Here is a 16,201-nt window from a genome sequence, read left to right as displayed (position 1 = left end):
AAAGGAGTTTTTATGTTGTACCCAGCTCCCTTATCTCGTGGTAGTAAAGTCGCAATCACGGCGTTTTCTTCTGGCGTACCAGCGCCTTTGCATCCACGTCTAGATTTGGTGTTAAATGATTTACGTATTCGAGGGTTTGAAGTGTTTGAGGGCAAGTGCCTGAGGGAAAACACCAAACATGTTAGCGAGCCCGCTGAAGTACGTGCCAGAGAGCTCATGCAATTTTTATGTGATGAGAGCATCGACGCTATTATGGCGCCTTGGGGCGGTGAAATGGCCATGGATCTACTACCTTTGCTGGACTGGAATAGGTTACAAAATGCCAAGCCAAAGTGGATACTCGGCTTTTCAGACGTCAGTACAATACTTACATCCGTATCCACAAAATTAGGCTGGGCGACTTGCCATGGCACCAATTTAATGCAACTTAGCTTGAATCAAACCGACGCCTTGACATCAAAAGTGTTTGATTTTTTGAGCTTGGCTGAAGGTAGCAGTTTTAGGCAGGTCAATGCAGATTTTTATGAAGAACAATATGCAAATTACATTAAGGAACCTCACGCAGCTTTTAATTTAACTGAATCAGTAAAATGGAAAATATTGAATAAAGATATAAGGGAAGAGGATTCTGTCACGTTCTCAGGACGCTTAACCGGCGGTTGTTTAGATATTCATATGATGCTTTATGGCTCTGAGTTTTTTAACCCAATAGCCTGCGGCAATGAGCCATTTATTTTTTATTTGGAAAATGCAGAATTATCACCAACGCAATACTTCAGAGCACTGCAAGGGTTAAAGCTGCAGGGCGCTTTTAAAAATGCATCTGGCATATTAATTGGCCGTAATGCTGTATTAGATAACGACTCAGATCCAGTTAGTGGTACGGAGGCGTTAACAATGGCACTTGGCGATCTTTCAATTCCAGTGGTCTATGATATGGATATTGGTCACCTAGCGCCAAACTTAACTTTGATTAACGGCGCGTTAGCCAAGATTGAACTTACTCAAAATCAGGGAAGTATTACCCAAACTTTGATTTAAATGGAGGTGGCAATGCCACACTCCAATTTCATATTGTTGTTTACCTTATATCTAGGTGATATACCTCAATTTTTATCTTTTGGGGTCATTAGCCCTTCCAATTTGAAATATTTTAAATATACAGTATCGAAAATTTTAAATTCTCGAGAATAATAATGAAGTATTATTACACTGTGGTTGTATTTTTGATTTTGACGGTTTTGTCTTTTAACGCTTTTTCATCGGGTAATAAAGGTGAGCAAAGTGTTGTATTAATTTCTCTAGATGGTTTTAGGTGGGACTATATTGAAAAACATGATGCTAAAAACATAGCTCAGATTGCCAATAAAGGTGTGAGGGCTAGTCATATGCGCCCAGTTTATCCAACTAAAACATTTCCGAACCACCTCTCAATTATTACTGGTTTGTTGCCATCTAACCACGGCATTATTGATAATTACTTTTGCAATAAGCGCAGAGAAGAGTGCTATAAAATGGGCGCAGGGCTGAAAGATAGTACGTGGCTAAATGGGATCCCGCTTTGGAACCTAGCGGAGTTACAAGGTGTAAAGGCTGCCACCTATTTTTGGCCGGAATCAGACGCACGTTTCAATGGCAGAACACCGAGTTACTTTATGCATTACTCAAAGCATGGGAGTTATCAAAAACGAGTTGATCAGATCCTTGCTTGGTTGCAGTTAGAAAGTACGCAAAGACCAAAGTTTGTTGCAGGTTACTTCTCACTTGTAGATGACATGGGGCATGATTTTGGTCCAGATGCAAAAGAGACTTACGATGCGGTGCAGGTAGTTGATAAATTGATAGGACAACTCTGGACACGATTACAAACGGAAGTAGAGCATGATGTAAATCTGGTTTTGGTGTCCGATCATGGCATGGTGTCGTTAGAACCAAATAAAACGATTGTTCTCAGCGAACTTGATTTTGACTTTGACGATTTTGAAGTTAAAAACGGTACTACACGCGTACATTTATACAAAAATCCTCATGCAAACGTCGATATTGAAAAACTCAAAATGTATTTCTCGAAAGTTGGAGACGGACGATTCGAGGTGTTGAATCAAGATGTGTTAACAGAAAGAGGCGTAATTATCGACAATACCACCGCAGAGATTATTATTGAGGCTAGGCCGCCCTATGCGTTTGGTACAAGTAAGAAGATTACTTCTAAAGGAGCCCATGGTTATCCTTACAGTAAAGACATGGCCGCAATGTTTGTCGCACATGGGCCGGCCTTTAAGCGTGGTGTGAAGCTATCAGAAGTAAGTAACCTTGATATCTACCCAACAGTTGCAAATATATTGGGCCTAAAATTATTGTCAAAGGTTGATGGTGATGGCAAAACACTGGCTCCGGCACTAGCAAATAACTAATTAATTCAAAGAATATATTTCAAAGGCAGTTATTATGGGAGTTCACATCTTTTACACATAGCATGTATTAGAATTGCTGCGTCTTTGCAATCGGTCGAAAAGTAATGAGTAATGTGTTTTAAAATGAATCCACATGTACTTTTTGGCCGTTAACTTCTAGATTAGTGAGTTTGTCGCAATTTTCACGTTCGGCAGATTCATTCATAGTATCTTACTAAAAACAATTATCATTTGAGGTGTAAAAATGCGCTGTATGTCTGCGTTGGTATCAGCACTGGCCACTTTCTTATTACTAAGTTGGTCAACAGCTGTTTGGAGCGCGCCAATAGAAGTTGCGGTTTTTGAAGCCAAGGACCTTCAATATAAAAATAAACTGGTGTTGAGTGGCACGGTAGAGGCTAAACAGAATGCAACACTTGCAAGTTTAGAACCTGGTGTTGTGAATGCACTTTTGGTTGAAGTGGGTGATGCCGTAACAAAGGGCCAAGCCCTATTAAAGCTTGACCCTACATTGGCTCAATTAGAATTAGAACAAAGCGAGGCATCTGTTGAAGCGGCTAAGGTTGCTCTGCTAGAAGCGAAACGCCAATTAAAAGAAGTCGAGTCTTTATCTAAAAAGCAATTTGTTGCCCCGACACTGCTTGCTGAGCGCCGAGCCGGTGCGGCCGCTGCTAAAGCTGAATTAGCTAAAGCAAGTGCGACATTAGCAGTTAATAAAGAAACATTAAGAAGGCAAACACTATTCGCGCCTTTTTCAGGCATTGTGATGAAGCGGGATGTGGACTTAGGTGAGTGGGTTACAACGCAAACTCATACTTTGACGCTTGTGTCTGCTGATGAGTTGAGGCTCAGTGTTGCTGTACCGCAAGAGTACATCAGCGCCTTTTCTCATAACAAGGTGACAGAAATTGAGATCCAACCTGACAACGATCAGAGCAAGCTGCTTAAAGGGCAAATTCAGGCTGTGGTTCCAGTAATTAATGCTTCGACGCGCAGCTTTTCGGTGCACGTTGAAGTGCCTACTCAGGCTAGCTTTGTAGCCGGTATGTCCGCTCAAGTTGGATTTGAGTTGCCAAACACGGGCATGCAAGCGGTTTGGGTACCTAAATCGGCGCTGAAATATCACCCTGATGGCGCGCTGAGTGTTTTTGTGGCAGATAACAATAAGGCGCAAAGACATACGGTTAGAATTTTGGAGCAGCGTGGTGAACAAGTCATGATTGTGGCAGTGTCTGGCAACAACGAGGTCCTGACTACACCCATTATAATGACTGGGGTACAACTGCTCAAAAATGGCAGTGAGATTGTGGTTAATAAGGGCTGAAGCAGATGATAGAAAGCGCCGTTAAACGCGGTACTCTGGTTGCCGTAATATCGTTAATTATCTGCATTTTGGGGTTGGTCACCGCATTAAAAATCCCTGTCCAGATGATCCCTGATCTCGAAGTTAGAACCATCACAGTGCAAACTGGGTGGCCGGGAGCAACACCGCAAGACGTAGAAAAAGAAATCTTAGTTGAGCAAGAACGCTATCTACGAAGCTTGCCAAATTTAAAGCGCATGGTGTCTTATTCACAAATGGGCTCTGCGAGAATTGAACTCGAATTCCCATTTGGGGTCGACGTGAATGATGCGCTGATTCGCGTGAATAATGCGTTGAGCCAAGTGCCAAACTACCCTGAAAACGTGGATCAGCCGAGGCTCTATTCTAGCTCATTTTCTTCTAATGCATTTATGCATTTTGTTTTAAAGCCGCAACAAGGTAACCCACTAGGCCTTGATGTTGATATGCTTAGGGACTTTGCTGAAGACTTTGTGCGACCACGCATGGAGAGTGTGACTGGGGTGTCTGAGGTACGCGTTGGTGGTGGTGCTGCAAGACAGGTTCAAATTAATGTTGATCCCAGTCGCTTAGCTCAGCGGGGCTTAAGTGTAACAGACTTGAGAAGCGCAATTAGAGCACGCAACCGTGATGCATCCGCTGGCGATATCGAAAGTGGTTCTAGCCGTTATTTACTGCGCATGGTAGGTCGTTTTGAGCAATTAAATGAGCTAGAAAACCTAATCATTGCCGAGCAAGATGGCATAACAACTAAACTCAAAGACATCGCAGTCGTGTCTTTAGACCACTTTGAACTAAGAGGCATTTCCTATTCTGATGGTGAACGCACTTTGAGACTGTCGGTACGACGTGAAAGTGGCTCAAACGTCATCGATATTAAACAGCAGTTACTTCCGGTTATAGAGCAAATAAACCAAGAATTACTCGCACAAAATGGTCTTGAGCTGTTGCTTATGAGTGACGATGTTCAGTATGTCGAAAGCTCACTGAAGAATGTGTGGACAAACTTAGCACTAGGTGCCGTGTTGGCTACACTTGTGATGTTTTGGTTCTTACGCTCAGGTCGTGCAACAATTGTTGGTGTGATAGGTATTCCAATATGTACCGTTGCGGCGTTTTTGGGGTTAACTTTGTTCGACAGAACGATTAACGTTATCTCTCTGGCCGGAGTCGCCTTCGCGATTGGTATGACAGTGGACAACACCATTGTGGTACTCGAAGCAATTGTGCAAGCAAACAGGCGTGGCACGAGTAAGCTACATGCAGCGATAAAAGGGGTGAAGGAAGTTTGGCCTGCGGTATTGGCGTCGACAGCTACAACTGTGCTGGTGTTTGCACCTATTTTATTTGTAGAACAAGAAGCCGGACAGTTGTATTCAGATATCGCAATAGCCGTTTCGTCTGCAATCATTGCCTCTATGCTTGTAGCTATTTTTATAGTGCCGACGACTTTAGCTAATTTACCTAACCGCAAAGAAGATATAAAAACCGTATCTCTTTCAAAGCGTTGGCTTGGGCTAGTTTCATTTTGCGTTGCGACAAGAGCGAGAGCGACTTGGATCACAGCTGGATTTGTCGTCATTACTTTGGGGGCTGCTTATGCGCTGATGCCAGCAGCAGAATACTTACCGGAAGGCGAGGAGCCAAAAGCATTCTCAATAATGATTGCACCACCGAGCTATAATTTGTCTGAAATGAAAGAAATTGGTGATGAATTGCGGGTTTATTTCAATGGTCATGTTAACGCTTCTAGCGACGCCTTTGACAACGGTGAGACCGATATGCCACCTCTGGCTTATTACTCAATGTCGGTGTCTATAGGGCGGATTTGGTTTTTGAGTGCACCAACGGATCCTGACAATATTCAAGCAATGATGGACGCGATTACCACTAAATTTAGAAGCTATGACAACATGCGTGCTTTTTCGGCTCGAGGCTCGATTATCTCGAGCAACGATGGTGGCACACGTGCGGTTGCAGTGGACATTGCAGGTACTAATTTGACCGATTTATATCGCGCAGCAGAGGCGGTGTATCAGCAAGCTCAGGTAACTTTTGACAACCCTCAAATCAACTCAGATCCTCGAGCATTGAGCCTAGATCAGCCACTGATAGAGATCAAACCTAAATGGCAGCGGTTGGCTGAGTTGGGTATAAGTCCTAACGAATTTGGTTACACCATATCTTCGTTAAGTGATGGTGCGTATGTTGATGAGTTTATTCTGAACGATGACAAGATCGATATGTTTATATTCAGTCATCAAAAACAGAAGCAAACTATCGAGCAACTTGCAACCTCTCCAATTGTGACGCCCTCAGGAGATGTATTACCCCTGAGTGCATTAGCTGATCTAGTTGAGAGCAAAAACAGCGACAGTCTGCGCCGAGTAGATGGCAAGAGAACAGTAACCGTTTATATTATCCCTCCAAGAGATGTGGCACTTGAAACCGCAGAAGAAATTGTGAGAACAGAGTTATTACCTACGCTATGGCAACAGGGGAAAATTGCGCAGGGCACTAAGTTATCTATCAGTGGTGCTGCTGATCAATTAGAAGCGACTCAAGCATCGCTGTCGAGTAACTTTGTGGTGGCGTTAGTTTTGAGTTATTTATTACTCGTAGCAATATTTACTCACTGGCGTTATCCATTATTTATCTTAGCAACGGTACCTCTGGGTATGGCTGGTGGGTTATTGGGTTTAATCTCGTTAAATGGTGTAAACGCACTGCTTGCTAACTTAGGTATGACTCCGTTCCATCAACCTTTCGACATGATCACTATGTTGGGCTTCCTTATTTTGTTGGGAACAGTGGTAAACAACCCAATTTTGATTGTGGACCAAACTCGTAAGTTGATAGTCGATCAAGGTATGGAAGTGGTAGCTGCGGTGAAGCAAGCGGTCGCCACACGGCTCAAACCTATACTGATGTCTACGGCAACCACCCTATTTGGGCTTGCTCCTTTGGTATTTATACCGGGAGACGGGACTGAATTATATCGTGGCGTTGGTATCATCGTATTGTGTGGCATTGTGTTTTCAATGCTCCTGAGCTTAACTTTTTTACCTGCGCTATTAGTAAGTGTGCTTGGTAATAAGCGGTCATAATGACGTCACATAGGAGCCATCGGCTCCTATGTATAAATGAGCTTTTATGGGGCCAGTGACAATCTGCCCCATAACTTGTCAACGCTGTTATTAGTAAGCAACACCGATACGTTTATTAATATGCTCGCTTTTCTCAATCTCATCTACTAGGGCTGTGGCATAGTCGGCAACCGAAATACGGCTATTGCCTTCATCATCTAGCAATAATTGATCAAAGCCAATACGGTATGCTTGCATATTATCTCCCGGAAAAATTTCAGCTGCTGGGCTGATAAAAGTCCAATTTAAAGGGCTCTGTGTTGACTTAAACACATCGAGTGCTTGGCCTTGTGCATGTGCCTCACCTTTGTACTCGTCAGGAAATTCTGGCGTATCTATCAGTTTTACATTAGGCGCGACCTCTAATGAGCCTGCGCCACCTACCCAAACTAAGCGCTCAATATTGGTTTTTGGTAGTTGCGTTAATAGCGCTGATGCAGTTTTAGCTACGATCTCGTGATTACCAAGCGCGCGACCACCAATTGAGGCGACAAGGGTTGTTTCATCAGAAATAATGGAAGTCAGATCTTGGTTTTGATCATTAAGATCAAAACTTTTTACGGTTACATCAGTTACGTCATACTTATCCGTATCCCGGACCAGTGCTGTTACTTCATGGCCTCTGGCCTTTGCTTGGGCAACAATATGACTGCCTATCCATCCTGATGCACCTAACACAACTATTTTCATAATATTTCCTCTTTTATTGACTTACGTTGAGTTGTATTCAGATTAAAAGAAAACTAATATGAAATAATTGCCAATAATTGATGCAGATTGCATCTTAAGTTGAACTAATAATATGGATCGGATCACCGCAATTAAGAGCTTTGTTGAAGTAGCGCATCTGTGCAGCTTTACTAAAGCAGCAGATAAGCTCGGCTTGAGTCGCCTACAAGTGTCGCGACATGTTCAAGAATTGGAGCAATGGTTACAACAGCGATTGTTGCACCGTACGACACGAAAAGTAAGCTTGACTCAACAAGGTGAAAAAGCGCTGATACGGTTTGAAAGAATATTAGATGAGGTCAGTGCATTAATCGCTCAGAGTTATCAGGATAAAACAGAGCTAAGTGGCACCATCAGGATCACAAGTCCGATAGGCTTTTCACAGACCATGTTGATTGAGGCGGTAAGTGAATTTATCGCGCAACACAAAGGTGTAACGATTGATATTCATGCCAGTGATAGCTTTTCTAACTTGGTAGAAGAGCGAATCGATATAGCACTGCGTTATACGAACACACCTGATGAAAACTTAATAGCTCGGCCGCTGATGAAAATAGGTGCGTGTTTGTGCGCTTCTCCTCAATACTTAGCTTCGCAATCTGAGCCTGTGACGCCATTAGATTTGCTCAAACATAATTGCTTGGTGCATCTGGCCAATGATACGTGGCAATTAGTAAAAGGAGCCCAAGTGCACGACGTTAACGTGTCAGGGTCATTGGTCTGTAACGACGTCACGACGATTGTCGCTGCAACAATCAATGGAAGCGGTATATCTTTACTCCCTTATGATATCGCGCGTAAATACGTCAATGAAAATACATTAGTTCCAGTGCTCCGCAATTACCACGTCAATAGTAGTCAATTGTGGGCGGTATATTTGTCGCGCAGTTATCAGTTACCAGCAGTTAGGGCATTTATAGACTTTTTAGCAAACGCGTGGCAAGACGATATTGAGCCAAAAGCATAGTGCGCTCCAATCTATTATTTTAACTCCCCGTGGCTTCATTACGGTTAGTATCATCTAAGTTTAGTTTTAGTTCGCCAGATACCTCACTCTGTTGAGCCTTAAAAATTCACCCTAGGGTAACTGTGGCTACATTGCAATTGGGCTCTTTGAGTTTTGAATTATCGACTGTCACTTTTTCTTGTTTCAAAGCGATTGTTATCAATATAAAGTGAGTTTTCGAGCTTAAACATACCCAAGAAAAATGTTTGAATAGCCCGACTTACCTAAAAACTAAAATTTTAACAATTTGATTTAATTGCTTATTATTTTATTTTTCAAGTTTAATTTATAAAAAGGTATGAATAGGCCCAGTGAAACGACGTTAATTAATGGGCGTGACAAAATTGCTGCCAGTTTCCTCATTTATTAAGGCGGGCACAATGGAAAAAACAGTATCAGGTTTGTATGAAGCCACGACAAGAAAAGAGATAAATCAAACTGGCAACCAACTTAGGGGAGCGTCTCGACTTGCAAATCAATGGTTGCGGTACGCAGCATCATTTTGGTTTGTAGCAGTATTAGCGGGTCAATGGTTTTTCTTTTACTACATAATAACATTCTATGGGTTTTCGGTAATCAATGACAATATGGAAGTCTGGAATCGGTGGGAAGTTTTTGGTAAAACGCCCTATCAGGTCGGAGATTTTACAGGTAATTTAGCCTTTGCTGCTCATGCGATAGGGGCAGGTTTTGTCGCATTTGGTGGAGCACTACAGTTACTGCCACAAATGCGGCGTCACTTCCCTAAGTTCCATAAAATCAATGGTTACCTTTATCTTTTAACAGTGTTTTTACTCTCTGTATCTGGTTTCTATTTGGTTTGGATAAGAGACCAGCACCCAATTACTTTAGACGGTATTGGAACGAGCATTAATGGTATTTTGATCCTAGCATTCACATTTTTTTGTGCCCGCACGGCTATTAAAAAAGATATACGAAACCACAGAAAATGGGCTCTCCGTTTGTTTCTTGTCTCGAATGCGCAATGGTTTTTGAGATTAGGTGTATTTAGTTATTTAGTAACAGGTACCTCACTAGGCCTTGACCCCAAATTTGGCGATCCGTTCTTTCCAATGTGGACCTTTGGTTGTTTCGTTGTTCCACTAGTGATGGCTGAGCTTTACTTTCTTGCAGGAGATACGCACCGCCAGATTATAAAGTCGATTGCAGCGTGTAGTTTGCTTATCTTGACGGTGCTTATGCTGGTTGGAATGCTCGGGTTTACGCCTTTCTTAATCATGGTGATGTCTGGTGGTGAGATTTCTATCTGATGTATTCATGGATGGAGTTAGGCCTAAGGTTGTCAGTGACGGTGTTAGGCCATTGGCAAAATCAGTTTTTAAATCGCTGTGAGAATAAGCGGCGAGTTAAGCGTCACTGCTTTTTGTTCTTTTTTTATCTGCATCACCCTGTTTTACAGCCTCTAAGTAACGACTTTCTATAAATTTGTTCTCTTTAGCAAGGTGTTTGATTTTTTGCTTAGCGTGGTGAAGCTCCTCTTTAAGGGCTTCAGTGTTACCGCCTTCCTGTTGGGGTAGATCCATAGAGAGCTGATCTATAAGCTGGTTTTGTTCTTCTATTTGTCGTTCGTACTGTTGCACAATGGCTTGAATTTCTTGCTCATTTGAAGGGGCGGGGGCTTGGTGTACGGTCTGAATTTCGACTTTTAGCTGCTCAATTTCTTTTTGTAGACTGGTATTTTTTTCCTGCAAGTTTCCAACCGATTGAAATTGGTCTTCTAGCTTTGATTTCGCGTATTTTAGTTTTTTTCCGCTGATGTCCAAATCACCTTTTAAACGCCTAATTAACTTGTGGGAGCGCGATAACTTTTTATTTAGCTCATTGATTGAGGTTTGCTCTTCTTTAGTGATGTGATCTGCGGTTGAAGCCCGAATTTGGGCAAGCTGATTCTCCAAGTTGGCCTGAACATGCAATAGCTCTGAGATAGTTTGCTCATGTTGAATATTAAACTGGGTCGCTCTATCGACGGAATCTTTACACAGTGCCATCACCTCTTCTGAGCCAGCGTTTGTACCTTGTCCGGCCATGAATATACCTGCAAATTTACGAAACTCTCGCAAAATCAATAATAAGATATAAAACCAAGCCGCGAGAATGAGCAGGCCGAAATTCAGGGCAATATATTGGTAAACTTCAATTGGAAGCATGTTTGAGTTTCTTCGCTTCATTTATTATCAATAAGATAAGTTTAGTTTTAGTACAAAAATCTGCCTATACTGAATATGAAAATTTAATTTTGAGGTAGATGTGAAGGTTCTGATAGTTGACGACAGCCATGCGACCTGCGAAATCATCCGGCGTGCACTTCAACAGTTTGAATATAGAAAATTATTCGTGTCATGTGCTAGCCGTGTTGATGATGCACTGGCCTTGGTGAAAGATTGGCAGCCAAATATAGTGCTGACAGATTGGCAAATGCCAGAGAAAACAGGTATTGAGCTTTTACAAGCGGTGGTTGATGAACACCCAGAAATTCCTGTGGGCATGATCTCGACTATTGATGATGAAGAGCAAATTGCGTATGCAAAGTCATTTGGTTGTGCGTTTTTCTTGTCGAAGCCATTTACAGATGACGAATTACTGCATGCGATTAAACCATTAATTTTGGAACTAGAAGCTCAAGAGTTTATTACCGAGCAAGAAGTACCGCTAAAAGATGGTCTAGCTTTACCAAAAACTGATGCACTCGAACGATTAATGCAAAAGAACATCAGCGACTGCTTAACTTTAAAACCCATTCGCTCTCAGGTTCTAGATGAAAGCAAATTGCCTTGTGTTATGGTGGTTTACGCAGAAAGAGGTAGTCAAAAAGTACGCGTTATAGGGGTATTGGATGTTTATGCGGCGTGTGTGTTAGCAAGCAGTGTAAAAATAATACCGAATGAAGAAGCATTGCAAGCAATTCACATGAATCAAATCAATGAAGAGATTATGTCTGCGTGTGAAGAGGCTTTGAGTAAAACAGCGTATGCGTTTTTAGACAATCAAAGTAAGATGAGTTTGTATGTGAGAAGCTGCAAGTGTGTCTATAGCATTCACCCAAAACTTGAGCTTTTATACAAATATCCATTGGACAGTCGTATGGATTTAAGCTGTGAGAGAGAGGGAATGGCACAGGGTAAAATGCTTATAGTGGGCGTCTAGAATTGTGGGCTGTATGCAGAAATTCTGAAATGGAGCTGTTCCCCAGCTTTAACTTTATCATCAACCTTTCATTGTATATTTCTTAGTTTTTTCGTAATGAGCGGATGCTTGGGTCGTAAAGAAAAATGGGGAAATAAGAATATAAAAAAGCACAGTGACTGTGGTCGCTATCACTGTGCGTGTCGCTTAATCCATTATTGAGTGGCTTTTCTGGCTCTAAAGTTACGGCCCTTCATTTTGCCTTCTGAAATCATTTTCAGTGCTTTGTTTGCTATTTTTCTTTCGACTGCAACGTAAGAAGTCATAGCTGTTACTTTGATCTTACCGATCTGAGTACCTAAAATAGTTTTGTCAGCCGTGAGTGCACCTAGAATATCACCTGGTCTTAGTTTTGCCTTCTTCCCACCATCAATTTGTAGGGTTACCATCGGAGCGCGCGCAATTTGATTGTTAAGGACATCGTCAGCGGGTAAATCATTTGGCTCAATGCGCTTATCTAAATAGTCCTCTAGAGCATTAACCTTGTGAGACTCTTTATAGCTCATCAGTGAACACGCTACGCCTTTATTACCAGCACGGCCAGTTCGACCGACACGGTGAACATGTACTTCTGGGTCATGAGCAATATGATAGTTAAGCACCATATCTACATGGTCAACATCGATACCTCGTGCTGCAACATCAGTCGCAACCAAGATGGTTAAACTCTTGTTTGCAAAACGCACCAAGGTGCGGTCTCTGTCTTTTTGTTCTAAGTCACCATGCAATGCGGCACTGTCGAAACCAAGTTGTTTGAGGCTATCGCATACTGTTTGGCATTCTGCTTTCGTATTACAAAATATAACGGCTGAGCTTGGCTGGAATTGTAAGAGCAGTTTTTGTGCGGCATCCAAGCGCACATCATTACTCTCTACTTCATAAAAGTACTGCTCAATGGAAGCATGATCGTGTGTGGCAGTAACCGTAACTTTTTCAGCATTGTCCATAATATGCTTTGCCAGTTGTTCAATTTTAGGCGGGTATGTTGCGCTGAAAAGTAAGTTTTGGCGATTGCTAGGACAGTGCTCTAAGATACACTGTATTGAATCCTCGAAGCCCATTTCGAGCATCCGGTCAGCTTCATCAAGGACAAATGTATTTACTTCATCAAGACAAAGTCTACCTTTTCGTAAGTGTTCTTCGATTCGGCCAGGCGTCCCGACGATGATATGAGCACCGTGCTCCAATGAACCAATTTGAGGCCCCATTGGTGCGCCACCACATAGCGCTAACACTTTGATATTGTGAATTGCACGCGCGAGTTTTCGTATTTCTACCGCAACTTGATCTGCAAGCTCGCGTGTAGGGCAAACAACCAATGCTTGCACTCGAAAGCGCTTAACATTGAGGTTATGCAACAAGCCGAGAGAGAATGCAGCGGTTTTACCTGAACCTGTTTTCCCTTGCCCGATAAGGTCAACGCCAGCCAAAATTTTGGGCAGTGTCTGAGCTTGGATTTCGGTCATGGCGGTATAGCCAAGAGAGTCAAGGTTGTCCAATAGGGCGTTTGAAAGTGGTAAAGTTGAAAATAGCGGCTGAGACAAAACAAATATCATCTTTTGTGGAATAAAGGCGAATTATAACATGCGCACCAGAGCCTGAGTATCTTTGCGCTATTTTTAATTAAAGTTAGCCCGTAAAATAAACAATCGACACCTTTTACTTAAAGGAAAAGCAAAATTCAAAACAGCTTGTATTGGCTATTGCTCTGGGATCAAAAAAAAATAAATCGGTGTCACCGATGTTTACACCAGCTTGGTGGAGGAGTGCAGACACCTGTGGCCCCGATGGTGTGTTTGGTGATTGAAAAAGTGTTGGATCAAGTAACCAAAACTTTTGCTAAAGTGCTCTCCTGATGTGCTTTCATAAGCTAAAGTAGAGTTAAGCATTTCATGAGTAAGCTCTGAAGCAAATTATTGAATGACACTATCCATTTTGTAGCGAGCTTGCACTAAGTCATCAAAATGAGGATATATTACTTGCTCAAGGGCTTTTGGGTACTCGATACATTTCATATATTCAAGTGAGGCCAATGGGATGGAGTACTTTGCAAATCGTTTAAGCCAAATGGTGTCGCCAACAAGAATATGGTTTAGGGTAGATATAATTGAACCAAAGAATGCGCCACGCTCCAAAGATAGCGCCTGCTCTGGCAATGTGGTAGCAGTTTCGTAGATCTTTTTATTTATCTATAAGTTGTATTTCGCCAAAAGTTCCAATTGTGATCATTGCGACATAACTTCCTCTTCTTTTCATTATCACTAAGCCAGCGGGGTATATACAGTCTAGAAATATATTTTCTAATTTTCAGTGAAACTAATTTTTTAACAGTGGTTTATGGAAAATGCCGATATGACTAAGGTGATATTAAAATTGATCATTTTTTGTTTTATATAATTTTTATAGCGCAGCCTTACTGCGCTATGTTATTAACCTTATTGAAGGTTAAATGGTAAAGAGGAATGGTGTAAATTGATTTTTAATTTTCCATCTTTCCCTTTAATATATCCAAATGAATATTCTACTTTTATCTCTTCGCCATTCGTTTTAGTGAAATAGTAATTACCCATAGATATCGCTGAATTGTCATCGGTAATGATCCCTTCGTTTTCCCAGCGCACTTTTGTATATGGTGCCAATGCAAACCCTTTGTCTTCAGCAAGGTCTTGACCTACAAAATAAGATAAGGCTTCTTTCTTAGTACCGCGAAACTGGTCAACCGACGCTAAAGTTGGTTTAAACAAAACTTGACCTTGGCCAAAAGCATAAAACTCTTCTAAGTGTTTTACTGCTGCTGCTCTTGGGTCTTTTGCTTTTCCTATTTTTACAATGCCTTCTCCCCATCCTTTTTGAGCTGCTTCTACTTCCACAGTAGAAATAGAGTCAGCATTGGCAGTAAAGGCGCTAAGAGAAGCTGCAACTATTGACAGTGCGATTAATTTTTTCATTAAATTTCTCCTTATTAATTAAATTAAACACTTACTTTAGTATAAAAATTTAAATCTCTTCTTTTCCAGTATAGAAGCCGATTTTAAGTTTCTATGATGGAGTAAAAATAGGGGTAACAGCCTTGCGTTCAACATAATAATATTTATTAACCGAAATGAATATTATTCCAAGCGTCGCTCTGTACTTGGCACGCCTTAAGGTTGTTGCTATAAAGTGAATTATCTTTGTTTGTTAACATCCTTTTGGTTTCAATCCACTCTGCCTTCGAGGGGTAAGTTATCAGCAAAGCCTTGTATTATCAATTTTTGCGGTGCTAGTGTTGAGTCGATAATCGTTTTTACTTTTGTTCTTCGGTAGGTCTTAAAATTAACAATTGTAAATTTTATCTTTCTTTTTGTGCGTTTTAGAGCGAACGATGCTTTTAAGTTCACTGTTTAGCGGTTTCTTAACTAAGTTACTCTTATTAGAGTCTGGGAAGGAGACGTTGTGCTTTTGTGAGTGAATATATAGGTGACTAATTATTTTTTCGTAAAAGATTGTCTCTGATCTATCGTAAAAAATTAGACTTTTTACTCAGTTGTAGATGGGATTGTTGCTACAATTGAAAGAGTTGGTGGAGAGGTTGTGTCATTTATGTGGTTCATTATTCTATAAGTTTTTTTGTGGTGATATTTTAAATGGTGGTGAATATAAAGTGGTAATAGCTGAGTTCTTAAGCCACACAAACAGACGCACTCCCTACACAAAATCGACTAATATTACAACCTTTGACGACTACCTGACGCTGGCAGGATGTCGCCAATACTTGTTTGAACTTTTTCTGAGGATGCTTTAAATCAAAACAATTCAGTACATCTCCCAACCACCTTAAAGCACTTTTGTTTGCCTTGAATGTTGATATCGCACATCGGAATAGTCGGCTGGCACTATGGCATACAAAACGTTTCACGAATGCCAACAATAAGCTTAACCACACCAAAGGCTCTGCTATATCTGGGTTTGTCGTCATAAATCCTTTAAGGTTATTCCACGACTTTAACTCTTTAAAAAACAACTCTATTTGCCATCGCATCGCGTAAATATCTAGCAACTGGTCAAAGTTGAACCCGGTTTCTGGTAGTTTTGTGAGAAGTAAGATTGGCCTTTTATTATCTGGGACGTAAGCTAGTCTATATTCAGAGCCATTCTTATTCCATTTAACTACCATTTCCAATGATTGAGAGCCGAATTTTTCTAATAACGACTGGAGCTTAATACTCTCACTTACAACTTCAACGCCTGATAGAAACGCTGACGGCACTGTTGGATTGATGCGTTTACTTGCTCTGAACATAAAACACCCACCAGTTTCAGCAAGTTGTTGAAAATATTCCAAATCAAAATAGCCAGCATCTGCTAAGAGTAACGTGTC

At 41.4% G+C, this 16,201-nt stretch carries 13 protein-coding genes; 7 read left to right on the top strand and 6 right to left on the bottom strand.

The annotated features are described in order from the left end of the window. The first annotated feature begins 12 nt into the window (after positions 1-12). The 4 genes from N482_RS04795 (at position 13) to N482_RS04780 (ending at position 6,863) form a co-directional block, all read left to right on the top strand. The gene (locus N482_RS04795; RefSeq protein ID WP_063375993.1) at positions 13-1,041 is read left to right on the top strand and encodes a S66 family peptidase; all 1,029 of its coding nucleotides are present in this window, start codon (positions 13-15) and stop codon (positions 1,039-1,041) included. Positions 1,042-1,196: 155 nt separating this feature from the next. Next, positions 1,197-2,414 (top strand): ectonucleotide pyrophosphatase/phosphodiesterase, encoded by a 1,218-nt coding sequence (locus N482_RS04790; protein ID WP_063375992.1) that lies wholly within the window; start codon positions 1,197-1,199, stop codon positions 2,412-2,414. 244 nt (positions 2,415-2,658) lie between these two features. Next, positions 2,659-3,738, top strand: coding sequence for an efflux RND transporter periplasmic adaptor subunit (locus tag N482_RS04785; RefSeq protein ID WP_063375991.1), 1,080 nt, complete (start codon positions 2,659-2,661; stop codon positions 3,736-3,738). Positions 3,739-3,743: 5 nt separating this feature from the next. After that, on the top strand, positions 3,744-6,863 hold the full coding sequence (locus N482_RS04780) for an efflux RND transporter permease subunit (RefSeq protein WP_063375990.1): 3,120 nt from the start codon (positions 3,744-3,746) through the stop codon (positions 6,861-6,863). 90 nt (positions 6,864-6,953) lie between these two features. On the opposite strand, the gene N482_RS04775 is transcribed toward N482_RS04780, so the two are convergent. Beyond that, positions 6,954-7,592: an NAD(P)-dependent oxidoreductase gene (locus tag N482_RS04775; protein WP_063375989.1), complete on the bottom strand. Its 639-nt coding sequence runs from the start codon at positions 7,590-7,592 to the stop codon at positions 6,954-6,956. 112 nt (positions 7,593-7,704) lie between these two features. On the opposite strand from N482_RS04775, the gene N482_RS04770 reads away from it, so the two are divergent. Both N482_RS04770 and N482_RS04765 read left to right on the top strand, forming a co-directional pair. Further along, entirely contained in the window at positions 7,705-8,598 is an 894-nt protein-coding gene (locus tag N482_RS04770) for a LysR family transcriptional regulator (protein ID WP_063375988.1), read from the top strand. Positions 8,599-9,017: 419 nt separating this feature from the next. Next, positions 9,018-9,908, top strand: coding sequence for a DUF2306 domain-containing protein (locus N482_RS04765; protein ID WP_063375987.1), 891 nt, complete (start codon positions 9,018-9,020; stop codon positions 9,906-9,908). Between the two features lie 96 nt (positions 9,909-10,004). On the opposite strand, the gene N482_RS04760 is transcribed toward N482_RS04765, so the two are convergent. Further along, on the bottom strand, positions 10,005-10,826 hold the full coding sequence (locus N482_RS04760) for a chromosome partitioning protein ParA (RefSeq protein WP_155730480.1): 822 nt from the start codon (positions 10,824-10,826) through the stop codon (positions 10,005-10,007). A 79-nt stretch (positions 10,827-10,905) separates the two neighbouring features. Here N482_RS04760 and N482_RS04755 point away from each other — a divergent pair, with 79 nt between their 5' ends. Then, complete coding sequence (locus tag N482_RS04755) at positions 10,906-11,802, top strand: response regulator (RefSeq protein WP_063375985.1); 897 nt, start codon at positions 10,906-10,908, stop codon at positions 11,800-11,802. Between the two features lie 194 nt (positions 11,803-11,996). On the opposite strand, the gene dbpA is transcribed toward N482_RS04755, so the two are convergent. The 4 genes from dbpA to N482_RS04730 all read right to left on the bottom strand — a co-directional run. Continuing rightward, positions 11,997-13,385: an ATP-dependent RNA helicase DbpA gene (gene dbpA / locus N482_RS04750; protein WP_063376009.1), complete on the bottom strand. Its 1,389-nt coding sequence runs from the start codon at positions 13,383-13,385 to the stop codon at positions 11,997-11,999. 369 nt (positions 13,386-13,754) lie between these two features. Next, on the bottom strand, positions 13,755-13,997 hold the full coding sequence (locus N482_RS25475; protein WP_231100789.1) for a DinB family protein: 243 nt from the start codon (positions 13,995-13,997) through the stop codon (positions 13,755-13,757). Positions 13,998-14,276: 279 nt separating this feature from the next. After that, on the bottom strand, positions 14,277-14,789 hold the full coding sequence (locus tag N482_RS04740; RefSeq protein WP_063375983.1) for a hypothetical protein: 513 nt from the start codon (positions 14,787-14,789) through the stop codon (positions 14,277-14,279). Positions 14,790-15,502: 713 nt separating this feature from the next. Further along, positions 15,503-16,201, bottom strand: a 699-nt coding sequence (locus N482_RS04730; RefSeq protein ID WP_081227755.1) for a transposase, incomplete at its 5' end; no start/stop codon positions are given.

The organism is Pseudoalteromonas luteoviolacea NCIMB 1942 (assembly GCF_001625595.1).
GTDB classification, from domain to species: Bacteria; Pseudomonadota; Gammaproteobacteria; order Enterobacterales; family Alteromonadaceae; genus Pseudoalteromonas; species Pseudoalteromonas luteoviolacea_A.
The sequence above is the reverse complement of the archived record's forward strand: the minus strand, read 5'-3'. Positions and strand labels throughout refer to the sequence as shown.